At 72.9% G+C, this 25,072-nt stretch carries 21 protein-coding genes; 11 read left to right on the top strand and 10 right to left on the bottom strand.

The window, feature by feature from the left end; all coding sequences use genetic code 11:
- The first annotated feature begins 46 nt into the window (after positions 1-46).
- The gene (locus WN71_RS12680; RefSeq protein ID WP_079177827.1) at positions 47-1,780 is read left to right on the top strand and encodes a serine/threonine-protein kinase; all 1,734 of its coding nucleotides are present in this window, start codon (positions 47-49) and stop codon (positions 1,778-1,780) included.
- Between the two features lie 72 nt (positions 1,781-1,852).
- On the opposite strand, the gene WN71_RS12675 is transcribed toward WN71_RS12680, so the two are convergent.
- The gene (locus WN71_RS12675) at positions 1,853-2,809 is read right to left on the bottom strand and encodes an AraC family transcriptional regulator (RefSeq protein ID WP_046585827.1); all 957 of its coding nucleotides are present in this window, start codon (positions 2,807-2,809) and stop codon (positions 1,853-1,855) included.
- A 72-nt stretch (positions 2,810-2,881) separates the two neighbouring features.
- On the opposite strand from WN71_RS12675, the gene WN71_RS12670 reads away from it, so the two are divergent.
- From WN71_RS12670 to WN71_RS12660, 3 genes are all read left to right on the top strand, one after another.
- Positions 2,882-3,784 carry an MBL fold metallo-hydrolase gene (locus WN71_RS12670; protein WP_046585755.1) on the top strand — a complete coding sequence of 301 codons (903 nt, stop codon included), beginning with the start codon at positions 2,882-2,884 and terminating at the stop codon, positions 3,782-3,784.
- 133 nt (positions 3,785-3,917) lie between these two features.
- The gene (locus WN71_RS12665; RefSeq protein WP_046585758.1) at positions 3,918-5,567 is read left to right on the top strand and encodes a succinic semialdehyde dehydrogenase; all 1,650 of its coding nucleotides are present in this window, start codon (positions 3,918-3,920) and stop codon (positions 5,565-5,567) included.
- Positions 5,568-5,666: 99 nt separating this feature from the next.
- Positions 5,667-7,496, top strand: coding sequence for a GMC family oxidoreductase (locus WN71_RS12660; protein ID WP_046585760.1), 1,830 nt, complete (start codon positions 5,667-5,669; stop codon positions 7,494-7,496).
- A 100-nt stretch (positions 7,497-7,596) separates the two neighbouring features.
- Here WN71_RS12660 and WN71_RS42270 read toward each other — a convergent pair whose 3' ends face one another.
- A complete protein-coding gene (locus WN71_RS42270; RefSeq protein WP_240529639.1) occupies positions 7,597-8,559 on the bottom strand; it encodes an LPXTG cell wall anchor domain-containing protein in 963 nt (320 codons plus the stop codon).
- A gap of 897 nt (positions 8,560-9,456) precedes the next feature.
- Entirely contained in the window at positions 9,457-9,753 is a 297-nt protein-coding gene (locus WN71_RS12650; protein WP_046585765.1) for a chorismate mutase, read from the bottom strand.
- 305 nt (positions 9,754-10,058) lie between these two features.
- Between WN71_RS12650 and guaA the strand changes: the two genes are divergently transcribed.
- Complete coding sequence (guaA, locus tag WN71_RS12645; RefSeq protein ID WP_046585767.1) at positions 10,059-11,639, top strand: glutamine-hydrolyzing GMP synthase; 1,581 nt, start codon at positions 10,059-10,061, stop codon at positions 11,637-11,639.
- Positions 11,640-11,663: 24 nt separating this feature from the next.
- Here the strand turns inward: guaA and WN71_RS12640 are convergent, their stop codons facing one another.
- Positions 11,664-12,143 carry a pyridoxamine 5'-phosphate oxidase family protein gene (locus WN71_RS12640; protein ID WP_046585768.1) on the bottom strand — a complete coding sequence of 160 codons (480 nt, stop codon included), beginning with the start codon at positions 12,141-12,143 and terminating at the stop codon, positions 11,664-11,666.
- 221 nt (positions 12,144-12,364) lie between these two features.
- Here WN71_RS12640 and WN71_RS12635 point away from each other — a divergent pair, with 221 nt between their 5' ends.
- On the top strand, positions 12,365-13,174 hold the full coding sequence (locus tag WN71_RS12635; protein ID WP_046585770.1) for a class II aldolase/adducin family protein: 810 nt from the start codon (positions 12,365-12,367) through the stop codon (positions 13,172-13,174).
- Positions 13,175-13,206: 32 nt separating this feature from the next.
- Here the strand turns inward: WN71_RS12635 and WN71_RS12630 are convergent, their stop codons facing one another.
- Positions 13,207-14,091, bottom strand: a complete 885-nt coding sequence (locus tag WN71_RS12630; protein WP_046585772.1) for a DUF4429 domain-containing protein — start codon at positions 14,089-14,091, stop codon at positions 13,207-13,209.
- A gap of 154 nt (positions 14,092-14,245) precedes the next feature.
- On the opposite strand from WN71_RS12630, the gene WN71_RS12625 reads away from it, so the two are divergent.
- Positions 14,246-15,523: a hypothetical protein gene (locus WN71_RS12625; protein WP_046585774.1), complete on the top strand. Its 1,278-nt coding sequence runs from the start codon at positions 14,246-14,248 to the stop codon at positions 15,521-15,523.
- Between the two features lie 152 nt (positions 15,524-15,675).
- Positions 15,676-16,233 carry a DoxX family protein gene (locus tag WN71_RS12620; protein ID WP_046585777.1) on the top strand — a complete coding sequence of 186 codons (558 nt, stop codon included), beginning with the start codon at positions 15,676-15,678 and terminating at the stop codon, positions 16,231-16,233.
- 57 nt (positions 16,234-16,290) lie between these two features.
- Here WN71_RS12620 and WN71_RS12615 read toward each other — a convergent pair whose 3' ends face one another.
- Both WN71_RS12615 and WN71_RS12610 read right to left on the bottom strand, forming a co-directional pair.
- A complete protein-coding gene (locus WN71_RS12615) occupies positions 16,291-16,539 on the bottom strand; it encodes a hypothetical protein (protein WP_046585778.1) in 249 nt (82 codons plus the stop codon).
- Positions 16,526-17,914 (bottom strand): PspC domain-containing protein, encoded by a 1,389-nt coding sequence (locus tag WN71_RS12610; RefSeq protein WP_046585780.1) that lies wholly within the window; start codon positions 17,912-17,914, stop codon positions 16,526-16,528. The genes WN71_RS12615 and WN71_RS12610 overlap by 14 nt, the downstream gene beginning before the upstream one ends.
- Positions 17,915-18,093: 179 nt before the next feature.
- Here WN71_RS12610 and WN71_RS12605 point away from each other — a divergent pair, with 179 nt between their 5' ends.
- Positions 18,094-19,386: an ATP-binding protein gene (locus tag WN71_RS12605; protein ID WP_046585781.1), complete on the top strand. Its 1,293-nt coding sequence runs from the start codon at positions 18,094-18,096 to the stop codon at positions 19,384-19,386.
- Positions 19,383-20,102 (top strand): LuxR C-terminal-related transcriptional regulator, encoded by a 720-nt coding sequence (locus WN71_RS12600; protein ID WP_046585783.1) that lies wholly within the window; start codon positions 19,383-19,385, stop codon positions 20,100-20,102. Before WN71_RS12605 ends, WN71_RS12600 begins: the two co-directional genes overlap by 4 nt.
- A 51-nt stretch (positions 20,103-20,153) precedes the next feature.
- On the opposite strand, the gene WN71_RS12595 is transcribed toward WN71_RS12600, so the two are convergent.
- A complete protein-coding gene (locus WN71_RS12595) occupies positions 20,154-21,245 on the bottom strand; it encodes a C40 family peptidase (RefSeq protein WP_046585829.1) in 1,092 nt (363 codons plus the stop codon).
- A gap of 512 nt (positions 21,246-21,757) precedes the next feature.
- Here WN71_RS12595 and WN71_RS12590 point away from each other — a divergent pair.
- On the top strand, positions 21,758-22,111 hold the full coding sequence (locus WN71_RS12590; RefSeq protein WP_046585785.1) for a hypothetical protein: 354 nt from the start codon (positions 21,758-21,760) through the stop codon (positions 22,109-22,111).
- Here the strand turns inward: WN71_RS12590 and WN71_RS12585 are convergent.
- On the bottom strand, positions 22,089-23,093 hold the full coding sequence (locus WN71_RS12585; protein WP_046585786.1) for a tellurite resistance/C4-dicarboxylate transporter family protein: 1,005 nt from the start codon (positions 23,091-23,093) through the stop codon (positions 22,089-22,091). The two genes, WN71_RS12590 and WN71_RS12585, sit on opposite strands and share 23 nt — an antisense overlap.
- Before the next feature lie 113 nt (positions 23,094-23,206).
- A complete protein-coding gene (locus WN71_RS12580; protein WP_046585788.1) occupies positions 23,207-24,562 on the bottom strand; it encodes a C40 family peptidase in 1,356 nt (451 codons plus the stop codon).
- Between the last annotated feature and the right edge of the window lie 510 nt (positions 24,563-25,072).

The following is a 25,072-nucleotide window of genomic DNA, read 5'->3' as shown; positions in this document are numbered from 1 at the left end:
CGACGGCGGTGGCTGCGGTGGCGGGTGCCGCGATACGAATGGGTCCATGAGCAGTGACGGGGGAGTCCCATACGGCTCGGACGAGCCGACCAGTTTTGTTCTGCAACCGCCCGACCCGGCGGCGGCCGTGCCCGCACCCGCGCCCGCGCACCTGCCGACACCAGCGCAGGCGCCGGCAACCGCACCAGCGCAGGCGCCGGCCACCGCACCCGTGCCCGCCACCGCACCCGTGCCCGCCGCCGTACCGTCGCCCGCGCCGCGGGCCGAGGCGCCGCACCCCGCGGGGGAACCCGGCGCCGGCCGTCTGATCGCCGGCCGCTACCGGCTGCTCGCCAAGCTGGGCCACGGCGGGATGGGCACGGTCTGGCGGGCCCAGGACGAGACCGTGGACCGCGAGGTGGCGGTGAAGGAACCACGCGTCCCCGACCACCTTCCCGAGCGTGAACAGGCCAACGCCTTCGAGCGGATGCGGCGCGAGGCCCGCGCCGCGGCCCGTCTCGACCATCCCGCGGTGGTCGACGTGCACGACGTCGCCGTGGTCGACGGCCGGCCGTGGATCGTCATGGAGCTGGTGCGCGGCCGCACCCTCGGCGACGCCCTCCAGGAGGGCACGCTCGGCGCGCGCGAGGCCGCCCGCGTCGGCCTGGAGGTGCTGGGCGCGCTGGAGGCGGCGCACGCGGCGGGCGTCCTGCACCGCGACGTCAAACCCGACAACGTGCTGCTCGGCCGGTACGACCGCGTCGTGCTCACCGACTTCGGGATCGCCCAGATCGAGGGCGAGACCCGGCTGACGGACACCGGCGGCTTCGTCGGCTCGCCCGAGTACATCGCCCCGGAGCGGGTGCTCGGCCAGCGGCCGGGCCCGGCGAGCGACCTGTGGTCGCTGGGCGTCGTGCTGTACGCGGCGACGGAGGGCGTGTCCCCGTTCCGCCGCAGCAACACCCCGGCGACCCTCCAGTCGGTCCTGAACGCCGTGCCCGCGCCGCCCGCGTCCGCCGGCGGCCCGCTCGCCGAGGCCATCAACGGACTGCTCCACAAGGACCCGGCGCACCGCCCGGACGCGGCGCGCGTGCGCACGCTGCTGGAGGCGGCCGCCGATCCGCCCGCCCCGGCGCCGACCCAGGCCGCGCACCACATCCAGGAACCTGCCGGGCGGGTGCGGCGGTTCGGCCGCGCCGTGTGGCTGGGCGTGGGCGCCGTCGTGGCCGCGGCCGCCGTGACGGCGTACCTGGTGCTGGCCGACCCGTTCGCGGGCCCGCTGCCGGACGGCTGGAAGACCAGGGCGCAGCCCGGCCTCGGCGTGAAACTGGCGGTCCCGGCGGGATACCTCAAGCAGGTGCCCGCCAAGGACGACACGGACAGGCACTGGGTGACGTACTACGACAGCAGCGGCGCGATCTGGATCAATCTGCACCTGTCGAAGAAGTCCGAGGACACCTCGAACGAGATCAAGAACTCCGCCGCGGCGCAGATGTACGACGACAACGAGGCGTTCAAGGGCAGCGGCGACTACACCCTGAACATGCCCAAGGGCCCGAAGACGGTGACGGTCGACGGCCTCGACTACCACGGGCGCAAGGCGGCCCGGAACACGGTCACCTACACCAGCACCGACAGCCAGAGCCCGCAGCCGCGCGAGGTCCAGATCTTCTACTACACCGCGAAGTCGGGCGACCTCTACAAGCTGACGGTCGGTTACCCGGACCGCAGCGACTTCACGGAGCGGGGCCGCGAGGTCGCCAGGACCGCGATCGCGAACCTGGACATCGAGAAGCTCTGAGACGCCGACGCCGACGCCGACGCCGACGCCCGAGCCCGAGCCCGAGCACCGGGGGCGGGGCCGGGTGGCGTCTCACCCGGCCCGCAGCGCCTCCCGGTAGCGGCCCGGCGTGACCCCGAACTCCCGCCGGAACGCGTGCGACAGGGCGTACGGGCCCGCGTAGCCGGTCTCCCGGGCGACCGCTGCCAGCGGCGCGTCCGTGTCCCGCAGCCGGGTGGCGGCCAATGTCAGCCGCCACCAGGTCAGATAGGCCATCGGCGGCCGGCCCACCAGCGAGCCGAACCGCCGTGCCAGGGTGGCCCGGGAGACGCCCGCGGCCTGCGCGAGGCGGTCGTTGGTCCAGGACGCCGCCGGGTCGGAGTGCAGGGCGCGCAGGGCCGCCGTCGTCACGGGGTCGCCGAGCGCGCCGGGCCAGACACCGCTCTCCGCCTCGTCCAGCCACGCCCGCACCATGTAGATCAGCAGCAGGTCGAGCAGGCCCGGCAGGGCCAGACAGGCTCCCGGGCGCCGGTCGTCGAGCTCACGGGCCAACAGGTCGACGGCGGACCGGAGTTCGGGGTGCGCGCCGAGCCGGTTCGGCAGATGGACGACCTGGGGCAGCTCCGCCATCAGCGGATGCATCCGGCCCCGGTCCAGGCGGTACTTGCCGCACAGCAGCTCGACGCAGGGGCCGCGCGGCCGTACGTCCTGCCCGTGCCGCAGGTCCTGCTCCTGTACGCCGTGGTCCCGTACGTCGTGCCCCCGTACGTCCTCGAAGTCCACGGCCCGCGCCAGTTCCGCCGCCGTGACCGGTCCGTCCGACAGCCAGTGGCCGGCGCCGTGCGGCAGCAGCACCACGTCCCCGGTGCCCAGCGGCACGGGCTCGCCGCCCGCCTCCGGGACCAGCAGGCAGCCCCCGCCGAGGACGACGTGGAACCCCGCGCCGTCGTACGGGGAGAGCCGTACGCACCACCGGCCCCGCACCCGCAGCCGGCGGGAGGAGGGCCGTCCCGTGCGCACGGTGGAGATCGCGTCGCTCACCACGTCCATGAGACGCAAGCGTATCCGGATGAGCCGTTCGGGCATTGGAAAGCTCAGGGGCGCGCTTCTAGCGTGGTGGGCATGGCAGATGACAGCGCACAGCGATTCGTGCTCGGCGACGTCGAGATCCTCAGGGTCGTCGAGTGGAGCGCCCCCTACGCCCCCGCCCCGGTCCTCGTCCCGGGCGCCGGACCCGGCCTCTGGAAGGAGAACCGGGACCTGCTCGTCCCCGACCACTGGGACCCCGACGGCGACCGTGTCGTGGTGGCCCTCCAGACCTGGGTGCTGCGCAGCGGCGGCCGGACCGTCCTGGTCGACACCGGGGTGGGCAACGGCCGCGAACGGCCCGGCAACCCCCTCTTCCACCACCGGGAAGGGGACTTCCTCCAGCGCCTGGAGCGGGCCGGGGTGCGTCCCGCGGACGTCGACGTGGTCGTCAACACCCACGTGCACGGGGATCACGTGGGCTGGAACACGCACGACGTCGACGGCGCGTGGGTGCCGACCTTCCCCCGGGCCCGCTATCTCGTGCCCGCCGCCGACGACTTCCACTTCGGGCCCGAGGGCGGATACGGCGGCGGCACACGCGCCGACGACCGGCTGACCTACGAGGACAGCATCGCCCCGGTGCACCGCGCGGGGCAGGTGGAGCTGTGGGAGGGGGAGTACCGCATCGACGACCACCTCACCCTGGAGGCCGCGCCCGGCCACACGCCCGGCTCGTCCGTGCTGCGGCTCGCCTCGGGCGGCGAGCGCGCGGTGTTCGCCGGAGATCTGTTGCACAGTCCGGTGCAGATCCTCCGTCCGGAGTGCAACAGCTGCTTCTGTCTGGCACCGGAGCAGGCGGCGGACACCCGCCGCCGGGTGCTCGGGCGGGCGGCCGACGAGCGGGAGCTGCTGATCCCCGCCCACTTCGGCGGAAGCGGGGTGGTGGAGGTCGGACGGGACGGGTCGGCGTTCCGCTTCGGACGGTGGACGCCGTAGAAGTTCGGGCGATCGTCGACAACGCGCTGATCAGCGGGTTTGTTGCCAGTGGTCACTGGCGCCGTGTGAGCACTCGGTGAAGTCGCGTTACCGACGGGTACCCAAAGGCTCCGGACGGGCATACCCTGCGGCCATGACGGACTCGCAGGCCACAGATCAGGCCCCGGAGACGACCGGCGTCGGCACCCCCGAGCAGACCGGCACCAACCCGCTCGCCCCCGCACCGGCGCGCGCCCGCACCGCGGCCGACGTGGTCACGCCCGAGCTGGTCGCCCAGCTCACCAAGGGCGTCGTCGGGTCCGGCCGCACCGCCAACCACACCCCGTTCACCGGGGAGAAGCTCGCCGACCTGCCCGAGTCGACCCCCGAGGACGTCGAGAAGGCGTTCAAGGCGGCCCGCGCGGCCCAGCAGCTGTGGGCGCAGGTGCCCGTACGGCAGCGCGCCGCCGTGCTGCTGCGCTTCCACGACCTGGTGCTGGCCCGCCAGGCCGAGGTGCTCGACCTGATACAGCTGGAGACCGGCAAGGCCCGTCTGCACGCCCACGAGGAGGTGCAGGCGGTCGCTGTCGCCGCCCGCCACTACGGCCGCAAGGCCCCCTCCTACCTGAAGCCCAAGCGGCACGCCGGCGCCATGCCGACCCTGACCAAGGTCACCGAGCTGCGCCACCCGCGCGGTGTCGTCGGGCAGATCGCGCCGTGGAACTACCCGCTCGAACTGTCGGTGGGCGACGCGCTGCCCGCCTTCGTCGCGGGCAACGCCGTCGTGATGAAGCCGGACACGGAGACCTGCCTGACCGCCCTGTGGGCCCGTGACCTGCTGATCGAGGCCGGGCTGCCCGCCGAGGTCTTCCAGGTCGTGCTCGGCGACGGCCCGGTCGTCGGCCCCGAGGTCGTCCGCCACGCCGACTACGTGTCCTTCACCGGCTCGACCCGCACCGGCCGCGAGGTCGCCCAGGGCGCCGCGGCCCGCCTGGTCGGCGTCTCCCTCGAACTCGGCGGCAAGAACGCCATGCTCGTCCTCGACGACGCCGACATCGACAAGGCCGCCGCCGGCGCCGTCCGCGCCTGCTTCTCCTCCGCCGGCCAGCTCTGCATCTCCATCGAGCGGCTCTACGTCCACGAGTCGATCGCGGACGCCTTCCTCGCGCGCTTCACCGAGCGCACCAAGGCGCTGCGCCTCGGCACCAGCCTCGCCTACGGCGCCGACATGGGCTCGCTGGTCGGCGAGCGCCAGCTGGAGACCGTCAAGCGGCATGTCGAGGAGGCCGTCGCCAAGGGCGCCAAGGTCCTCGCCGGCGGGGTGGCGCGCCCCGACGTCGGCCCGTACTTCTTCGAGCCCACCATCCTCGACGGCGTCGAGGCCCCGATGTCCGTGTGCACCGAGGAGACCTTCGGCCCGGTCGTCTCCATCTACCGCTTCTCGACCGACGACGAGGCCGTCGACCACGCCAACTCGACGCCGTACGGACTCAATTCGTCGGTGTGGACGAAGAACGGCGGGCGCGGGCAGGCGGTCGCGGCCCGGCTGCGCACCGGGACCGTCAACGTCAACGAGGGCTACGCGCCCGCCTACGGCAGCGTGCAGTCCCCGATGGGCGGCATGAAGGACTCCGGTCTCGGCCGCCGTCACGGCTCCGAGGGCATCCTCAAGTACACGGAGGCCCAGACGGTCGCCCAGCAGCGGCTGCTGCCGATGGCCCCGTCGCTCGGCATGGACGACGAGAAGTACGCGGAGTTCATGAGCCGCAGCCTGAAGGTGATGAAGGCCTTCCGCTTCCGGTAGGTCACGTGCGGGGCCCTGCTGCGGGGCCTGTCCGGCGACAGGCCCCGCGAGCCCCGGAAGGTCAGCCCGCCCGCACCCCGTTCTCGACGAGGAGAGCACGTGTCGCAGGAGAACTCCGTCCAGCCCCAGGCAGCGCAGGAACAGGACGACCGGTACGACTACGACGTGGTCGTCGTGGGGTCGGGCTTCGGCGGCTCCGTCACCGCCCTGCGCCTGACCGAGAAGGGGTACCGGGTCGGGGTCCTGGAGGCCGGCCGCCGCTTCACCCGCGACACCCTCCCGAAGAACTCCTGGGACCTGAAGAACTACCTCTGGGCGCCCAAGCTCGGCATGTACGGCATCCAGCGCATCCATCTGCTCGGCAATGTCATGGTCCTGGCCGGGGCGGGCGTCGGCGGGGGCTCCCTCAACTACGCCAACACCCTCTACGTGCCCCCGAAGGCCTTCTTCGACGACCCGCAGTGGCGTGACATCACCGACTGGCAGAAGGAACTGGAGCCGTACTACGACCAGGCGCGGCGCATGCTCGGCGTCCGGCTGAACCCGACGATGACCCCGTCGGACGTGCATCTGAAGGCCGCCGCGCAGCGCATGGGCGTGGGCGACACCTTCCACATGGCACCGGTCGGCGTGTTCTTCGGCGACGGCGAGGACGCGGACGGAGCGGCGAAGGCCCGGCCCGGCGAGGCGGTGGCCGACCCCTACTTCGGCGGGGCGGGCCCGGACCGCAAGGCGTGCACCGAGTGCGGCGAGTGCATGACGGGCTGCCGCCACGGCGCGAAGAACACCCTCAACGAGAACTACCTGTACCTGGCCGAGAAGGCCGGCGCGGTCGTCCACCCGCTCACCTCGGTGGTGTCCGTCACGGACGACTCGCGCGGCGGCTACGCGGTGGCCACCCTGCCCACCGACGACCGGAAGAAGGGCCGGGGCCGGACCGTCACCGCCCGCCGTGTCGTCATCGCGGCCGGCACCTACGGCACCCAGACCCTGCTGCACCGCATGAAGGCGAACGGGCAGCTGCCGTACCTCTCCGAGCGGCTCGGTGAGCTGACCCGCACCAACTCCGAGGCCCTGGTGGGCGCGCAGACCGACTTCCGCCGCTACCGCAAGGCCACCGGCACGGCGCGGGCCGACTTCACCAAGGGCGTCGCCATCACCTCGTCCGTCCATCCCGACGAGAACACCCACATCGAACCGGTCCGCTACGGCAAGGGCTCCAACTCGATGGGCGGTCTGTCCATCCTCCAAGTGCCCTTCACCGAGGGCGGTTCACGCGTCGCGGCCTGGCTGGCGAACGCCGCCCGCCACCCGCTGCTCGTGCTGCGCTCCCTGTCCAACCGGCGCTGGTCGGAGCGGACCATCATCGGTCTGGTGATGCAGTCGCTCGACAACTCCCTGACGACGTACCTGAAGCCGGACGGCGTCGGCAAGGGGCTGCTCACCGCCCGCCAGGGCCACGGCGCCCCCAACCCCCTCCAGATCAAGGCGGCTTCGGAGGCCGCGTCGGCGCTGGCCGCGGAGATCAACGGCTTCCCGGGCTCCAACGTCGGCGAGTTGATGGGCACCCCGCTCACCGCCCACTTCCTCGGCGGCTGCCCCATCGGCGGCTCGCGCGAGACCGGCGTCATCGACCCGTACCACCGGCTCTACGGCCACCCCGGCATCTCCGTCGTCGACGGCGCCGCGGTCTCCGCGAACCTCGGGGTCAACCCGTCGCTGACCATCACCGCGCAGGCCGAGCGCGCGATGTCGTACTGGCCGAACAAGGGCGACGCGGACCCGCGCCCGGAGCAGGGTGAGCCGTACCGGCCCCTCGACGCGGTCGCCCCGCGCGAGCCGGCGGTCCCGCCGGAGGCGTTCGGCGCGCTGCGCCTGCCGTTCCTCGGAATGCCGGCGGTGCCGCCGAAGCAGACCTCGCAGGAGTGAGCCGGAGCGAGTACGGCGAAGGACCCGCGCCCCCCTCCGAGCGCGGGTCCTTCGGCGTACGGGTCCTGCCTGGTGCTGCCGTACGGGTCCTCCCTGGTGCTTACGCGGTCACGCCCGCCTTGCGGCGCCGCGCCACGACGATCGCGCCCGCACCGGCGACGACGGCGGCACCGCCGACGAGACCGATGACCGGCAGCGCGGAGCTGGAACCGGTCGAGGCGAGGCTGCCGTCGACCTGCGGGGTGTTGCTGTCCGGCTTGGTGTCGGTGACCGGGGCCTCGCCGCCTTCCTGCGGCTTGGTGCCGGAGGTGTCCGAACCGGAGGACACGATCTGGAACTTGTACGAGACCTCGCCGTACCCGGTGCACTGGGCGTCGTCGTCGCCGTAGATCGTGGCGCCGAGCGAGAAGCCGGAGCCGACCGGGGCGGACGACTTCACGTTGACGCGGAGCGGGATGTCGACCTCGTAGTCGGGCTTGAGCTCGTCGGTGTAGCCGACGTAACCGACCGCGTAGCCGCCCTCGTCGAGGTCCTCCCAGGTCTTGTCGTCCGGGTTGTAGGCCTGGAGCTGGACCTGCTTGCTCTTGAAGAGGTCCTCGCCGTCCTTGTCGGCGGAGGCGCCGGCGAAGAAGTCGAGGTCGTTGAGGGTCGAGTCGGAGTTGTTCAGCACGTTCAGCGAGAACTTGTGCCAGCCGCTGCCCGCGGCGATCTTGCCCGGCAGGCCGCTGATGCTGACGTCGACCTTCGTGTCCTCGCAGACCGACGGCTCGGGGTCGGGGGACTCCGACTCCTCGGGCTCGGAGCTGCTGGGCGCCGGGGAGGACGCGCTGGCGGAGGCGCTCTCCGGGGCCGACTCGGTCGGGGTGGAGCCGGCCGTCTCGTCCGAGGTGGGCGTGGACTCACCGGTGGACTCGGTCGCGGAGGCGGACGCGGAGTCGGTCGGGGTGGGCGCGGTCTCGCTCACCGTGGCGGTGGGCGAGGAGGTGTCGTCGTCGGCGAACGCGGCCGGGGCCGAGAGCAGGGCCAGGGGGGCTATCGCTGCCGTCGCGGCCGCTGCTGCCATGGCACGGCGAAGCTTCATGAAGACCTCAGAAGTCCGGTGTACTGCGCGGTCGCAGTACGAACGTTTGGGGATGCGGCCAGCGCGTGTGGGGCGCGGCTGTGGCCCGTGGTTCTGCAGGTGTGACCCGTGTGGCGGGTGAAGGGTTGCACCGCAACTCACAGAATTCTTATGTGGCTTGGGTCACAGGTTCACGGCGGGTGAGATCTGCGGGATGCGCGCCGGGGTGAGAGATCCGGACAGGCGAGAGGTCCGGAGAGGCGAAGGGCCCCGGACAGGCGAAGGGCCCCGGACAGGCGAAGGGCCCCGGACAGGCGAAGGGCCCCGCGGGACGGAGCCGCGGGGCCCTTCTTTCGTCAGCACCGACGTCAGGGCAGCGTCGGTGCCTGGAAGCGGCGCCGGGGGGTTGCGCCGCTGGTCCTCGTGCCACCTTTCCGTGCCCCGGTCGGCGCCCCGGCGCACGGGAGCGCGCGCGGGTGGTCTCGACCTCTGGCAGTCGGGCGGTGCAGCACAATGCAGTTGTCTGCTCAGGGACTTGAGCGTGTGGGGGCTTCTAGGCATCGTGCTGGATCGCTGCGGCCTCCGCAACCGTTTGACCCAGCCTTGTGCATTTTTGCAGTTTCCGCCGATCGGCCCCGGGCGTCCCCGAGGCCGACCGATCTCTTGTGTGACCGGGCTGCTGTCCCCTGCCGTCCGGTCACCGGCTGGAACGAGGTCCCACGACGCACGGCACGATCCGCACGTCTCATCGCTCCAGTGAGCCACGCGTGGACTTTCGGGCCCGCCCCTGGCTGGCACGGACATCACACTCAACGAAGGGCCGCACGGGCCGTCACGCGCCGTACGGGTGAGAGCGGGCCCGAACTCAGATGCGACGCCCGCGCGGTGCGGTGCGGTGTTTCAGATGCGGCCCCGGCACAGTTCGAGCAGGGTCATCGCGAGCGCGGTGCCGGGCTTGCCCAGCGCGTCCCGGTAGTGGCCGAGGACCTCCATCTCGCGGGAGAGGTTCACCCGGCGGCCGCCGGAGGAGATCCGGGCCTCCTGGATGACGGCGGAGACCGCCATGCGCTCCTGGATCAGGCCGATGATCCGGTCGTCGAGCGCGTCGATGCGCTCCCGGGCGCCGGTGATCAGGCCGGCCGCCTCGGGGGTGCGGGCACCGGTCACCTCGGTGGGGGTGGCGGGGGTGGTGGTCATGGCGGGGCTCCTCGGAGGACGGGGTGCCCCGGAGCGGCAAGGCCCGGAAACGGCAGGCGCCCCGGGCCTTGTCGGCCCGGGGCGCCTGGGAAGTCGCTTGTCAGTTGCTCAAGCAGCACGACCATGGCAGCCGGTGGGCCGGTTGCCATAGGTAAACAGGAAGGTCGAGTGCGCGAACATGCGGGCAGTATGCCACGGGCCGCGACCGCCGGGGCGGGCCCGACCACATGGCGGACGGGCCCCCGTCCGCCACCCCGGTAGAATTGGCCAGCACAGAGACCCCGCCCCACCGCCGGAAGGCTCCCGTGTCACCAGCGACTCCCGCTGCCGCCGCCCCCGACACCGTCCTGGTCGTCGACTTCGGCGCGCAGTACGCCCAGCTCATCGCCCGCCGCGTCCGCGAGGCCCGGGTCTACAGCGAGATCGTGCCGAGCACCATGCCGGTCGCTGAGATGCTCGCCAAGAACCCGGCGGCGATCATCCTCTCCGGCGGCCCCTCGTCCGTGTACGAGGAGGGCGCCCCCCGCCTCGACCGCGAGCTGTTCGAGGCCGGCGTCCCCGTCTTCGGCATGTGCTACGGCTTCCAGCTGATGGCTCAGATCCTCGGCGGCACCGTCGACAACACCGGCGCCCGCGAGTACGGCCGTACCGACCTGCACGTCTCCAAGTCGGGCTCCACCCTCTTCGAGGGCACCCCGGACGAGCAGCACGTGTGGATGTCGCACGGCGACGCCTGCTCCGCCGCCCCCGAGGGCTTCGCCGTGACCGCGTCCACGGACGTCGTCCCGGTCGCCGCCTTCGAGAACGACGAGAAGAAGCTCTACGGCGTCCAGTACCACCCCGAGGTCATGCACTCCACGCACGGCCAGCAGGTGCTGGAGCACTTCCTGTACCGCGGCGCCGGCCTGAAGCCCGACTGGACGACCGGCAACGTGATCGAGGAGCAGGTCGCCCTCATCCGCGAGCAGGTCGGCGACAAGCGCGCCATCTGCGGCCTGTCCGGCGGCGTGGACTCCGCCGTCGCCGCGGCCCTCGTCGCGCGGGCCATCGGTTCCCAGCTGACCTGCGTCTACGTCGACCACGGCCTGATGCGCAAGGGCGAGACCGAGCAGGTCGAGAAGGACTTCGTGGCCGCGACCGGCGTCAAGCTGGTCGTCGTGGACGCCGAGGAGCGGTTCCTGACCGCGCTCAAGGGCGTCTCCGACCCGGAGGAGAAGCGGAAGATCATCGGCCGCGAGTTCATCCGCGTCTTCGAGCAGGCGCAGGCGGAGATCATCGCGGACGAGGGCCCGGCCGTGGAGTTCCTCGTCCAGGGCACCCTCTACCCGGACGTGGTCGAGTCCGGCGGCGGCACCGGCACCGCCAACATCAAGTCCCACCACAACGTCGGCGGCCTCCCCGAGGACCTCGAGTTCCAGCTGATCGAGCCGCTGCGCAAGCTGTTCAAGGACGAGGTCCGGATGGTCGGCCAGGAGCTCGGCCTGCCGGAGGAGATCGTCCAGCGCCAGCCCTTCCCGGGCCCCGGCCTCGGCATCCGCATCGTCGGCGAGGTCACCAAGGAGCGCCTGGACCTGCTGCGCGACGCCGACGCCATCGCCCGTGAGGAGCTGACCGCGGCCGGCCTCGACCGCGAGATCTGGCAGTGTCCCGTGGTGCTGCTCGCGGACGTCCGCAGCGTCGGCGTCCAGGGCGACGGCCGCACCTACGGTCACCCGATCGTGCTGCGCCCCGTCTCCTCCGAGGACGCCATGACCGCCGACTGGTCCCGGCTGCCCTACGAGGTCCTCGCGAAGATCTCCACCCGCATCACCAACGAGGTCCGCGACGTCAACCGCGTCGTCCTCGACGTGACCTCGAAGCCCCCGGGCACCATCGAGTGGGAGTAGCCCTCCCGCCGCCGGTGACGGCGGTCAGGTCCGCTTGAGCGTGCGCACCGGCGCTCCGGGCTTCCAGATCTGGACGACGAGGTACTTCTCGTCCTCGACGTAGGTCCGCACGACCTCCGTCAGCTCGGTGCGGAAGAGGTGGAACGGCCCCTCGGGCGGTTCCACCTCTTTCGCGTATCCGGCCTTCGCGGCGCCGTCCTCGACCTCCACCGCGCGCCCGCTGATCCGCACGTCCCCGCCGCCCATCGACGTGCCCTCGCCCGGGTTCGCCTGGAGCGCGAAACGCGGATCGCGGAGCAGATCGAGCGCCTTGAGGGAGTCCGGCATCATCCCGAGCCACAGCTCCCCGTCGAGGAAGCGCGTCTCCAGCCCACTGGTGCGCGGCGAGCCGTCGCGCCGCAGCGTGGCGAGGACATGGTGGGTGTACGCGCCGAAGCGCTCTTCGGCGATCGTGGCGAGCTCCGGCTCGGCCGCGGCGAAGGCCGCCCAGTTCACAGGGGTCATGCAGCCACCTTCGCGCAGATACCGGACATCTTCTGTCGGGTATCTGCGCGACACGACGGAAAACCCCACCGGCTCCCCGCCGGAAGGAGCGCCGACCGCACGCGGAGGAATCGGCGACCGCACGTAACAGTTGTGCAAGCTCTTCCCGGAATGGGCCTGTTCTCCTGCGCTGACCGGCGGTAACTTCCGACCCCACAGCAACCCAGTGCCGGAGGACGAACATGCACGGGACCCCCGGGGCCGGGCCCACGCCGCCCCTGCCGCTCCCCACGGACCAGCTGAGATTCGCGATGCCGCCCAGGCACGACTCCGTCGACGACGAGCGCCGGCACCGCAAGGAGCGGCTCGCGGGCGCGCTGCGGCTGTTCGGGCGGCTCGGCTTCGAGGACGGGGTGTCCGGGCACATCACCGCCCGCGACCCCGAGTTCAGCGACTGCTTCTGGGTCAACCCGTTCGGGATGCCGTTCAAGCACGTCACCGTCTCCGACCTGGTCATGGCGAACCAGGACGGACAGGTCGTCCAGGGCCGCTACCACGTCAACCAGGCCGCCTTCACCGTGCACGCCCAGGTCCACGCCGCCCGCCCCGACGTCGTCGCCGTCGCCCACTGCCACTCCGTGCACGGCCGCGCCCTGTCCGCGCTCGGCGACCTGCTCGACCCGATGACCCAGGAGAGCTGTGCTTTCTACGAGGACCACGCCCTCTACGACGCCTACTCCGGTGTCGCCGTCGACGCCGAGGAGGGCCGTCGCATCGCCGCCGCGCTGGGCTCGCACAAGGCTCTGGTGCTGCGCAACCACGGCCTGCTCACCGTCGGCGACTCGGTCGACGCGGCGGCCTGGTGGTTCCTGTCGATGGAGCGGTCCTGCCAGGTGCAGCTGACGGCGCGGGCGGCGGGGCGGCCGGTCCTCATCGACCACAAGGCGGCTTCCGCCACGCGCGAGCAGCTCGGCACCGACCTGGTGGCCTGGATCAACTACCAGCCGCTGTGGCAGGACGTCAGCCGCAGCGAGCCGGACCTGCTCGGCTGACCGCACCCGCGCGGCCCGCGGGCCCGCGCGGCTCAGAAACCCCGCAGGACGGCCGCCTTGGCCAGGGTGAACTCCTCGTCGGTGAGCACGCCGTCCCGGTGCAGCTCGCCCAGCTCCCGCAGCCGCCGTAGCAGTACGTCGTGGTGGTCGGCCGGCACCACCGCCGGGAGCGCCGCCCCGTCCGGGTCCGCGGGCCCCTCGCCCGTGCGGGTGGACGGATGCGGCAGCCGGGCCGTGACCGCGGCGGCGATCTGCGCGGTCAGCATGTCCCGGCGCGTGCTGCCCCACAGGTCGAGCGCGTACGGATCCTTCTCCGGCGGCAGCTTGGTGAACACCGTCTCCTGGGTCGCGAAGCGCAGGAACCCGTTCCCGTAGCCCGAGTTGGGCAGCCATTCGACCTGGACCAGCTCGGCCACGGAGATGATCCGCGGGCCCGTGGCCCGCTTGATCCGGTCGGAGGTGTCGGCCCAGTCGATGCGCACCTGTGTGCCGTCGAAGGAGACCGTGCCGTCGGAGGAGCGCACCGAGACCGGCACCGGCGGGCCCGGCAGCAGATACGCCGTCGTCGGCTCCCCGGGTACCTGGTCCAGCAGCAGCCCGTGGCGGATCTCCTCGGCGACGTACTCCGCGACCCCGCCGCGGTCCGTGTCCACCGCCAACCGGTAGGGGTCCGCCGCCTCCGGCAGCCGTCCGCCGGTCGCCTGGAGCAGCGGGTCGGCGCCCTCCCGCAGCAGCATCCGCAGCCTGCCCCGCCTGCGCTCCGGCTCGAAGGCGACGCTCGCGATCGCCTCCAGCGGCACCGTGATCTCCCCGTACGCCTGCCGGAACAGCGGAACGGAGCGGTGCAGTCCCGGCGTGATGCGCACCGAGCTGCCGTCGAAGGCCCAGGTCCCGTCGCGCTGGATGATCTCGGCCACGGTCACATTCTCGCAGCCAGGTCAACACGGCGCGGCCGACCCCACCCGCCCTGACCGGACCTGCCGGGCGGGAGCGGGGTGGCGTAGGGCACAATTCGCAGACGTCGTTGGGGAGTTGCGGTCCTGTTCGGGCAGGGGAAGGCGGGCGTCGGGCGTGGCGGTGCAGGAGGCGAGACAGGGCGCGCACATGAGCGCCCACGAAGGGGGCTGCACCTGCGGAGACTGTCCGCACGGGGCCCGCGAGGGACACCGGCGCGCGGTCGCCGCGTTCCTCGTCAAGCGCGACGAGTACGCGGCCGGGCAGGGCCTGCCGGCCGCGGTGGCGCACTCGGCGTCCGCCTCCCGCCAGTGGGTGTCGGAGGAACTGACGCAGTCGGCGGAGGTGGTCGCCGAACGCGGCCGCGCCGAGGGCCAGGCCTGGCTGACGCGGCTGTGGCGCCGCACCACTGGGGCGGTGTGGGGCCTGTTCGTGCTGCTGCTCCTGGCGCAGTCGCTCACCGCGATCGGCGCGGGCTGGACCGCCGCCCGCACCGCCGGGCTGCTGGCCGCGCTCGTGGTGGCGCTCGCCCTGACCACCGCGTCCTGGTTCCACCGGGCCCGCGGCGGCGCGCTCGCCCCAGTGATCGGCGAGGACAACCGGCTGTCCACGTCCCGCGCGGTGGCCGCCTCGTGGGTGCTGCTCACCGCCTACTCCGTGCTGGTCCTGGTGGGCCGGCTGGCCGCGGCCTCCGCCCCCGGCGACCGCGACCGGATCGTCTCCGGTCTCGACCTCGCCCGCGGCGCGGGCCTGGTGACCGTGCTCGCGGTGGTCTGCGGCATCGCCGTGCTGGTCCGCCGGGTGGTGGGGATGCGGGTGCTCGGGCAGCGGCTCCAGAAGGTGCGCGCGGACCGCCCGCGCGCCGCCGACCTGCTGACCGACGACTCCGGTCGGGGCACCTTCGCCGACATCCAGTACGTCGTGATCGTCGCCGTCGCCCTGGTCTTCGCGGCCGTGCGGCTCGCCCGCCGCCCCGACCAGCTGCCCGACCTGCCCTGGGGGCTCGCGGTGGTGGTGCTGATCTCGGCGGCGACCTACCTCACCGGCAAGTACGCGGAGGGCGGCCGTCCGGTCATCCTCTCCGTCGTCCGCGCGCGGGAGGCCGGCGACCTGGACGCGCCGATCCGCACCGGCGACGACATCGAGATCCGGGGCGCCGGTTTCGTGCCGCCCGGCGCGCAGGCCGCCGACCGTCTCTCCCGCATGGTCGTGCGGATCGGCGCCGTCCATGTGCATGTCCCGCTGGTCCCCGTGACCGGCGGCTTCAGCAACCCCACGGACACCCTGCTGACCGTGCCCGTGCCGGCCGACGTCGAACCCGGGCGCGTGGAGGTGCAGGTCGTCACCACCGCCGGGGTGGAGACGAACGCCTGCGTGATCGATGTGACGGACTGAGGCCTGCGCGGACACGGAACACCTCCGACACCTGTGGGACGAGACGGGCGAACCCGGAAATTGCGCCTGGGGGCGATTGAGCGTCACCCGTTCGTCGTACGTATGGTCTGTTGAGGAGTCTCTGCACGGCGGGCGAGAGGCGGCTACGAACGATGACTCATGGCATACGGACGGACACGGCGACCTCCTACGGGAGCGGCAACCGGGGCTGGCGCGACACCGCCGGCCACTATGCGCTCCTTCCTCTACGGATCTTTCTGGGCGTCACCTTCATCTACGCGGGCGTGGACAAGCTGACCGACAGCGCGTTCATGAAGTCCGGCGGCAGCGGGTCCATCGGCGACACGATGCGTTCGGCCCGTGACTCCTCGGCCATCCCGGCCCTGATCGACCTGGCCCTGAAGAACCCGGTCGGGTTCGGCTACGCCATCGCCTTCGGTGAACTCGCCGTCGGCATCGGCATCCTGGTCGGACTCCTCGGCCGGCTGGCCGCGCTCGGCGGGGCGTTGATCTCCCTCAGCCTCTGGCTGACCGTCAGCTGGGCGGCCGATCCGTACTACTACGGCAACGACCTCGCCTACCTGATGGCCTGGCTGCCGCTCGTCCTCGCGGGCACCCCCTACCTGTCCTTGGACGCGGCCCTGCACTCCCGGCGACGGCAGCGCTCCGGAGGCGGCCTCGGCAGCGTCGGGGTCGGCAGCTACCGCTAGACACCTCTGGTTCCCCTGGTGCCGCGGTGCCGCGGCACCAGGGACGCGGGCTTCGCGTCAGCCGGGCGTGTGCGTCGTGGCCTCGGCCGCGCCACGCGCCCGGCTCCGCGCGCGGCGCCTGCGCCGTATGCCCCCGTTGACCAGGGCGACCAGCCCGGCCAGGAACAGGCCGACGACGACCAGGGGGATCACCGCGAACCACGGCGTCCGCCAGGCGCCGGCCGCGTCCCCGGCATAGAGGGCGCCCGCCCCGGCGAGGAACAGTCCGGCCACCAGCTTCCCGGGCTGGAACTCATGACGCAGCACGGCTCACCTCCGCCTGTCCCGCGCCGACCTGGAGGTCGAGCACGACGGTCCCCACGGACTTGGTACCGCTCGCCGGTGCGAGGGTGACCTGCCGGCGCTTGTCGGGCTCCACGTCCACGTCCTTCTTCTTGTCCCCCGGCAGCTGGATGTCTCCGACACCGACCTCGATGTCCGCCTTCACCGTCACGTTCTTCGGCACGATCACCACGAGCCGGCCGAGGCCCACCTCGGCCGCCGTCGATATCGACCGGCCCCCGGACAGTGCGACCCGGGACAGGTCCAGCGTGCCGACCCCCGTGCCGATCTCGTACTTCGGCCGGACGTCGGCCACCGTGGCCGGCCGCCACTCGGTGCGCGTCCAGTGGGTGCCGATGTTCTCGGGCAGCGCCGCCGAGGCCGCCAGCAGGGCCGCGGTGATCAGGGCGAGGAACACCGAACCGCCCCCCGTGCGCCCCAGGAACGCGCTGAACGCGATGCCCAGGCCGAAGACGCACAGCGCGCACGCCAGGCCCGTCTGCAGACTGGTGCCCAGCGCGTGGTCCTGCCAGGTCGCTGCCGTGCCCGCCGCGCCCGCCAGCAGTGCCAGCAGGAACACCCAGCCGCCGATCCAGCGCGGCCCGCGCGGCTTCGGCGCCGGCGGCCCGGGGGCGTACGCGAGGTCGAGCGGCGTCCGGCCCGTGCTGTAGCCGATGTTGATGGCCGCCGCGATGTCCCGGTCGCGGGACTGCGCGGGCCCCCACAGGTAACCGGTGCCGCCCTCGTGCGTGCCGTCCTTCACGATGGGGTCCCGCCACCACGACGGGTACGCGGCGGGCACGGGCGGCGCCTGCGGCTCCGGCGGGGCGTCGGCCACCGCCTGCGCGGCCAGCGGATCGGGGTCGGGCTCGCCGCGCCGCTGGGACCAGTACCCCGCGCCCGCGAGCAGCAGGGAGAGCACGACCGCGAAGGCCAGCACCCCGCCGTTGTTGATCATCGTCAGGAAGACTCCGCAGCCGACCAGCGCGAACAGCACGGCCGTCAGCGCCTGCCCGTCGACCCGGCCGGTCAGCAGCTTGCGGACCTCGTTCTCCTCGTCGTCGTCGTACGGCACGAACAGCCAGGCGAAGCCGTAGAAGAGCAGACCGATGCCGCCGGTCGCGGCCAGCACGGCGAGAGTGATGCGGAAGATCACCGGGTCCATGTCGCACTGCCGCCCCAGCCCCGCGCACACGCCCGCGAGCATCTTGGTCCGGCGCTCCCGCCGGAACCGGTGCGGCGGCCCCGCGAGCCCGGCCGGGCCCGCGGCGGGCGCGGCATCCGCCGGCCCCTCGCCCCGGCCGGGACGCGGGCCGGAGCCGGGTCCCGGACCCGCCGCGGCGTGCTGGTGATCAGTCATGAGTCCATGGTGACGGCCGAAGCGGCCCGGCGGCAGTCGGGACGACCCTGGCCGGACCCTGATATCGGCCCCGAGCCGGAGCGGGGGAAGCGTTCGACGACCCGCCGCGCCGAAGATCAGGGGAGTATCGGGGGCCGACCCTGATGCCCGGCCCCTGCCGCCGTGTGAGGATCGGTGCCATGCCGGAAGCCGCAAGCGCGCCCCTCGCCGACCCGCGGCCGCCGCGCAAGCTCTACCGCAGCAGCGACGGACGCTGGCTCGGTGGTGTGGCGCGGGGCCTCGCCGGGCATCTCGGGCTGCCCGTCGTCTGGGTGCGGCTCGTGTTCGTCGGCCTGTTCATGGCCGACGGCCTCGGCGCCCTGCTCTACGCGGCGTTCTGGTTCTTCGTGCCGCTCGGCGTCGGCGGCGTCGGCGGGCAGAAGTCCCCGTCCCTCGTCTCGACCGAGATATCGCCCGACGGGCGCCGCCGGCTCGTGGCCCGCAGACCCGACAAGGGCCAGATCGTCGCGCTCCTGCTCATGGTCGTCATCGCCATGGTCTTCGTCGGCAGCGTCAACGTGGGCAACGGCGCCAAGGCCTACCTCTGGCCGGTCGTCCTCGTCGGCGCGGGCGTCGCCCTGGTCTGGCGCCAGGCGGACAACGCCCGCCGGGCCCGCTGGGTCGAGGTCGGCCGCCGCAAGCGCACGCTCTCCCTGCTGCGGGCCGGCGCCGGCGTCCTGCTCGTCACCACCGGCGTCTCCGGCGTGGTCGTCCTCCAGGGCTCCACCGCCCACCTCGGCTCGGTCCTCCAGGCCGCGCTCGCCGTCCTCGTCGGGATAACGCTCCTCGCGGGCCCCTATCTCGTGCGGATGACCCAGGACCTCTCCGAGGAGCGCCTGATGCGTATCCGCGCCCAGGAGCGTGCCGAAGTCGCCGCCCATGTCCACGACTCCGTGCTGCACACCCTCACCCTGATCCAGCGCAACGCGGAGAACGCGGGCGAGGTGCGCCGGCTCGCCCGCGCCCAGGAGCGCGACCTGCGCACCTGGCTGTACAAGCCCGAGGGCACCGGCAAGGACGAGGCCGACGAGCCCACCACCCTCGCCGACGCGGTCCGGCGCAGCGCGGCCGAGGTGGAGGACAAGCACGGCGTCCCCATCGAGGTGGTGGTGGTCGGCGACTGCCCGCTCGACGAACGGACCGGCGCCCAGATGCAAGCCGCGCGCGAAGCAATGGTGAACGCCGCCAAGTACGGTGGCGACGGCGGCGCCGTGCAGGTCTACGCCGAGGTGGAGGGCAGGACGGTCTTCGTGTCCGTCCGTGACCGCGGCCCCGGCTTCGACCTCGACTCGATACCCGCCGACCGGATGGGCGTCAGAGAATCGATCATCGGCCGCATGGAGCGGCACGGCGGCACGGCCCGGCTACGGGCGGTGCCGGACGGCGGCACGGAGGTCGAGCTGGAGATGGAGAGGGCGGAGAAGACGTCATGAGCGATCCGACCGACGCGAACACGCAACCCGCGGAGACCACCGGCGGCGCGGGCGGCCGCCATGTGCGCGTGGTCCTCGTCGACGACCACCGCATGTTCCGCACCGGGGTGCAGGCCGAGATCGGCCAGACGGTCACGACCGGGGTCGAGGTGGTCGGCGAGGCCGCCGACGTCGACCAGGCGGTCACCGTCATCACCGCGACCCGCCCCGAGGTGGTCCTGCTCGACGTCCACCTGCCCGGCGGCGGGGGCGTCGAAGTGCTGCGCCGCTGCGCCGGGTTGATGGCCGACGCCGAGCAGCCCGTGCGCTTCCTCGCGCTGTCCGTCTCGGACGCGGCGGAGGACGTGATCGGGGTGATCCGCGGCGGTGCGCGCGGCTACGTCACCAAGACGATCACCGGCACCGACCTCGTGGCCTCCGTCTTCCGCGTGCAGGAGGGCGACGCCGTGTTCTCGCCGCGGCTGGCCGGGTTCGTCCTCGACGCCTTCGCCTCGACCGACGCCCCGCCGGTCGACGAGGACCTCGACCGGCTCACCCAGCGCGAGCGCGAGGTCCTGCGCCTCATCGCCCGGGGGTACGCGTACAAGGAGATCGCCAAGCAGCTGTTCATCTCGGTGAAGACCGTGGAGTCCCATGTCTCCGCCGTCCTCAGGAAGTTGCAGCTGTCCAACCGTCACGAGCTGACCCGCTGGGCGACCGCGCGACGCCTGGTCTGAGGGCGGGCCCGCCGGTGTCGCGACCGGTCCGGGAGGCGGGCCGGTGACCGCTCACACCACCCGCGTCGCCCCCGCGAACGGCATCTCGTCGACCGGGGCCAGCTTCACGGGCTCGGACGGGTTGGGCGCGTGGATCATCATGCCGTTGCCGACGTAGATGCCGACGTGGCTGATGCCGGAGTAGAAGAACACCAGGTCGCCCGGCTCCAGTTCGGAACGGGAGACGCGTCGGCCCGCGTCGATCTGGGCGTACGTCGTGCGCGGCAGGGAGACGCCGGCCGCGCGGTAGGCGGCCTGCGCCAGGCCCGAGCAGTCGAAGGCGCCGGGCCCCGTCGCGCCCCACACATAGGGGCTGCCGAGCTTGGAGTAGGCGTACGAGACGGCCGCCGCCGCCCGCGAGCCGGTGGCCGTGGAGCCGCCGGACCCCGGGTCCCCCGGGTCGTCCGACGAACCGAGCGAGGCCCGCGGGTCCGTGTCCGAGCGCGAGGCACGGCCCGTGCCCGAGGCGCTGCCGCCGGTGATCCCGGCGCGCTCCTGCGGGCTGAGCCGTGCCATCAGCTCCCGTGCCTCGGCCAGCTTGCCGGTGATCGTCTTCTTGTTCCGCTTCAGCTCCGCCTGGCGCGACCGCAGCGACGTCAGCTCCACATGGGCGGCGCCGCGCAACTGCTCGATCTCCCTGAGCTGGTTGCGCACCCGCGTCACGGCGTGCGCCTGCCGGTCGCCCGCCCGTTCGGCGAACGCTGCGTCGTCCAGATACGCGTCGGGCCGGTCGGAGAGCATGAGTTGCAGCGCCGGGTTCAGGCCCCCGCTGCGGTACTGGGCGCTGGCGATCGACCCCAGCGCGTCGCGGGCCGCGTTGAGCTTGTCCTGCCTGCGCGCCGCCTCGTCCCGCAGCTGCTTGAGGTGATGCTCGGCCCGGTCGGCCTTCTCCTTGGCGCCGTCGTACTTCTGGGTGGCCGCCTCGGCCTCCTGGTAGAGCTTGTCCACCTTCGCCTTGACCTGCGTGGCGGTCAGCTGCGGCTCGGCGTTCCCGACCCCTTCGAAGGCGGTCGCCGTCGCCGCGCCCGCGAGGGCGATGGTGACGGCCGTACGGGCCGTGCCGCCACCGAGCGGGCGCTGTCGGGACCTGCGGTGCGCTGCCACCAGAACCGTCACGTTCCTTTCGTACGCCCGCCTCGTCATACGGCGTCCGCACGGTCCGCCGGGTGAGCGGACCCACGGCCGCCCGGGGGAGCGGCTGACGCGTCCGGCGGCGGCTCGCACAGGGGGAGCTCGCCGCCGCCGGACTTTCTCGGCGGTGGTGTCCGACTGCCGTCCCTGGCCCGGACGGCGGTGGGGAGCCGGGCACCTGGGGGAGGACGCTAAACCTCTCTGTGTCGGCTTGGTAACAGCATGTACGGAAATGGCGTGAGGGGACCGACTGGTGACCGTATGCGACCGTGACGGCGGACAGCGGCCGCGACTTCGCGCGGTGCGATGACCGTTGCGGTGGTTGCCGTGCGGGCGGGTGGCGGCCGGTGCTATGGGGCGCATATATGCGGCCCGCGCGCCGACCTGCCCGTCCACGCGCCGCGCGGCCCGGTTCGGGAGACGCCCGCCGTCCGTACCGGACCCGTGTGCGAGCGCTCCAGGGGCGCTGGCTAGGCTCCCGCCTCATGGACGTACTCATCCATCTCTTCGTCGGCCTGCACATCATCGGCATCGCCGCGCTGCTCGGCGGCTTCCTCACCCAGATGAAGGCGATGGGCCAGGGCAAGGCCCGCTTCGTGCCGGGCATGCTGCACGGCGCGCTGACCATGCTGGTCACGGGTGCGATCCTGGTCGGTCTGGTCCAGGCGGACGGCCACGACATCAACACCGTCAAGATCGGCATCAAGCTGGCGGTGCTGGTGGTGATCCTCGGCCTGGTCTACGTCAAGCGGGACGAGGAGACGGTCGACAAGAAGCTGTTCGGCCTGGTCGGGCTGCTGACCATGGTGAACATCTTCATCGCCGTCCTGTGGACCTGATTCCCCGGTGCCTCGGCGGCTTCCCGCCGAGGTCGTCGCGGGCGGCCCGGACGGCTCCGGCCGCCACCACGACGCCCGCCAGGACCGAGACCCACAGCAGCGCCTGACCGAGGTCGTGGAGCCACGGCACGTCGTCCACGTCGGCGATCGACAGCGCGGCCACGGCCGTCATCCCCATCGGGAACACCGTCGCCCAGCGCAACTCGTCGTAGCGCAGTCGCGGGCGGGCCGCCTCGGCGACGACGAGCACCGCCCAGCAGCACAGGTCGAGGACCAGCAGCGCGACGGCCATGTAGCGCAGGACGCCGGCGTCGTCGTCGTTCCACAGGTACGCGATCGAGTCGTCCACGGCGAGCAGCCGCGACCCGGCCAGCGACGAGATGGCGAGCGCGCCGCCCGCGATCCACTGGTCCCCGGCCCCCTCGATCACCTGCCGCCGGTCGAACCGGGGCAGGGCGAGGCAGTAGATCACCAGCCCCAGCCAGAACAGCACCAGCGCGGTGTGCGCGAGCCACTCCGACGACCGCGCCGCGGCCAGTACGGCGGCCAGCACGGCGAGCCCCTCCGTGGCCACGCAGCCGAGGAACACCGTCCCCGGCATCCGCCACTGCCAGTTCCGTACGACGGTGAGCAGCAGGCCGGGCCACAGGAGCGCGGAGAGCGCGAGCAGCACCGCGGCCAGCGGCTGCCAACCGAGCAGCGAGAACCGCGCGCCGAGCACGGCCGTCGCGGCGACCGACGTCAGCGCGCCCGGTGTCGCCGCCTCCGCCATCCAGCGCTCGCGCTCGCCGAGCAGCCGTACGGCGAAGTTCACCGCGAGCCCGAGCCAGGTGGCGCAGGCGAGGACGAGGGCGATGCCGGACAGCACCTCGTAACCGGTCAGCCGCAGACCGATCGACATGATGCCGACGGCCATCACGGCAGCCCCGGCCGCGGGTGAACGCTGCGACCACCAGGCGCGCAGAGGTGAGGTGCCGGACATGCGCCCGATGCTAGGGAGCTTCGCGCACCGGGCACGCGGGCCACGCGCGCGGCCCGGCGAAAACCGCACGGGTGCGGGACACCGGGCGGCGCCGACGGCACCCGGGGCGGGTGTCAGGCCACCCGCACCACGCTGTGAATGATCGTTTCGCCGAGGTGGTGGACCGAGTCCTCGCGGACGTAGGCGCCGGGGTTCGGGGCGTGGATCATCATGCCGTCGCCGATGTGGATGCCGACATGGCCGATGCCGCCGTCGAAGAAGATCAGGTCACCCGGGCGGGCATCGGCGAGCGGGACCGCGACGCCGGCGCGGGCCTGGTCGTGGACGGCGCGGGGGAGCGCCACACCGGCGGCCTTCCAGGCGGCCTGGGTGAGCCCGGAGCAGTCGTAGGATCCGGGGCCGGCGGCGCCCCAGAGGGACGGCTTGCCGAGCTGCGCACGAGCGAAGGCGACCGCCTGCTCCGCCTTCGCGGCGTCCCACGCGCCGCCCGGGTGCGCGGGGTACGGCGATGCGCCCGGGGCCGCGGGGTACGGGGCTCCGGCCGTCTCCGTGCCGTAGGGGGTTCCGGCCGTCTCCGTGCCGTACGGCGCTCCGGGCGTCTGCGTGGCGTAGGCGTAGGGCGAGCCGACCGCCTGCGCCGCCGCGTACGGGGCTCCGACCGCCTCGGTGGTGTACGGCGACGCGGCCGTCCCCGCCGCCGGGTAGGGCGCTCCGACCGGACCCGCCCGGTCCGCCGGGTCCGGCGACCGCGGCGGGACCCGGCCGGCGCCGACGGCGTCCAGCTTCGACAGCAGTGCCCGCGCGTGGGCGAGCTTCTTCTGGACGGTGGACTTGGCGGTGACCAGCGCGTCCCCGTCCCGCGACTCGGCCGGCGGCTCGACGCCGCGCCGCGCCCGCCCCGGCTCCCGTGCGGCCGCGGGCTGCCGTACGGCTCCCGCAGCCGCCCGCCGCCGCGGGTCCTCGGCCGCCGCGGGCTGCTGCGCGGTGCCGCCGGTGTCGACGGCCTGCTTCTGCCGCTCGGTCAGGCGGCTCATCAGCTGCTCCTGGCCGAAGTAGTCCTCCGGGGTGTTGGCGAGCAGCAGGGCCGCCGTGTCCTGGGCCGAGGTGTCGGTGCGGTACTGCGTGCCGGTGAGGGCGCCGAACCGCTCCCGGGCCGTGTTGAGCATCTGGGTGCGCTTGGCGACGTCGTCGAGCAGGGCCGAGACGAGCGTGCGCTGCTTGCCGGTCCGCTCCCTGGTCGCCTCGGACCGCACCGCGGCCGGCTCGCTCTGGAGATAGAAGGCGTCGATCTTCTTCCCGACCTCGGCGAGGCTCGGCCCGCCCTCGTCCTCGGGGGCGGTGCCCTCGGAGGCGGCCTCGGCGGCCCGGGAGACCAGGTCGGCATAGGCCGACGCGGCTTCGGCGGCGGCGGAGGTGCCGGGGCCGGTCACGCGCTGTCCGAGGGGACGCGACTTGCGATGCGACGCCAAAGGAGGCGACTCCTTCCATGGTCCGCCCACCGAGCCGGCGGTGGGTGCCCCGGGCCGCCCAGGCGCCCGGGGGAGGGAACGGGCGGGCGGGTTCGGAGGGTCCGCCCTCCGACTGCCCTGCGACCGGGTCCCTCGGCAAGGGCCGTGCGGCCCGGCGACGTTCACCGGAAGGGGCCGTACGACTTGATCGGAACCGTAACCAACGCGTGTGGCTCGTGTGAAGGTTGATGTTCGATATGCCCGATACGTTTTCGTGACCTTTGCCCAAGGCTCGCGCACCGTGATCGTCGCGGGATGGACCGTGACCGCCGACGGCTCGACCGTGACCGGTCGGGGGCGGACCACGACCGGTGCGGAACGGGCCGTGACCGGCCCGGAGAGGCGCGGGGGTGTGATTTCGGTCGCTGCCGGTGGCGCCCGGTCCGCCGCCCACGGGCGCTCCGCCGGGGTGCGGCCGTCGCCGGTCGGCGCTCTCCCGGGTGGAGTTCTCAAGGCGGCGGCCGGCTGTCA

This window comes from Streptomyces mangrovisoli (assembly GCF_000974985.2).
GTDB lineage: Bacteria > Actinomycetota > Actinomycetes > Streptomycetales > Streptomycetaceae > Streptomyces > Streptomyces mangrovisoli.
This window is presented reverse-complemented; position numbering and strand designations above follow the sequence as displayed.

Excerpts from the sequence above, each read along its gene's own strand:
- WN71_RS12680 (WP_079177827.1), top strand. The coding sequence starts at position 47 with ATGAGCAGTGACGGGGGAGTCCCATACGGCTCGGACGAGCCGACCAGT.
- WN71_RS12675 (WP_046585827.1), bottom strand. The coding sequence starts at position 2,809 with ATGGACGTGGTGAGCGACGCGATCTCCACCGTGCGCACGGGACGGCCC.
- WN71_RS12670 (WP_046585755.1), top strand. The coding sequence starts at position 2,882 with ATGGCAGATGACAGCGCACAGCGATTCGTGCTCGGCGACGTCGAGATC.
- WN71_RS12665 (WP_046585758.1), top strand. The coding sequence starts at position 3,918 with ATGACGGACTCGCAGGCCACAGATCAGGCCCCGGAGACGACCGGCGTC.
- WN71_RS42270 (WP_240529639.1), bottom strand. The coding sequence starts at position 8,559 with ATGGCAGCAGCGGCCGCGACGGCAGCGATAGCCCCCCTGGCCCTGCTC.
- WN71_RS12650 (WP_046585765.1), bottom strand. The coding sequence starts at position 9,753 with ATGACCACCACCCCCGCCACCCCCACCGAGGTGACCGGTGCCCGCACC.
- WN71_RS12640 (WP_046585768.1), bottom strand. The coding sequence starts at position 12,143 with ATGACCCCTGTGAACTGGGCGGCCTTCGCCGCGGCCGAGCCGGAGCTC.
- WN71_RS12635 (WP_046585770.1), top strand. The coding sequence starts at position 12,365 with ATGCACGGGACCCCCGGGGCCGGGCCCACGCCGCCCCTGCCGCTCCCC.
- WN71_RS12620 (WP_046585777.1), top strand. The coding sequence starts at position 15,676 with ATGACTCATGGCATACGGACGGACACGGCGACCTCCTACGGGAGCGGC.
- WN71_RS12610 (WP_046585780.1), bottom strand. The coding sequence starts at position 17,914 with ATGACTGATCACCAGCACGCCGCGGCGGGTCCGGGACCCGGCTCCGGC.
- WN71_RS12605 (WP_046585781.1), top strand. The coding sequence starts at position 18,094 with ATGCCGGAAGCCGCAAGCGCGCCCCTCGCCGACCCGCGGCCGCCGCGC.
- WN71_RS12600 (WP_046585783.1), top strand. The coding sequence starts at position 19,383 with ATGAGCGATCCGACCGACGCGAACACGCAACCCGCGGAGACCACCGGC.
- WN71_RS12590 (WP_046585785.1), top strand. The coding sequence starts at position 21,758 with ATGGACGTACTCATCCATCTCTTCGTCGGCCTGCACATCATCGGCATC.
- WN71_RS12585 (WP_046585786.1), bottom strand. The coding sequence starts at position 23,093 with ATGTCCGGCACCTCACCTCTGCGCGCCTGGTGGTCGCAGCGTTCACCC.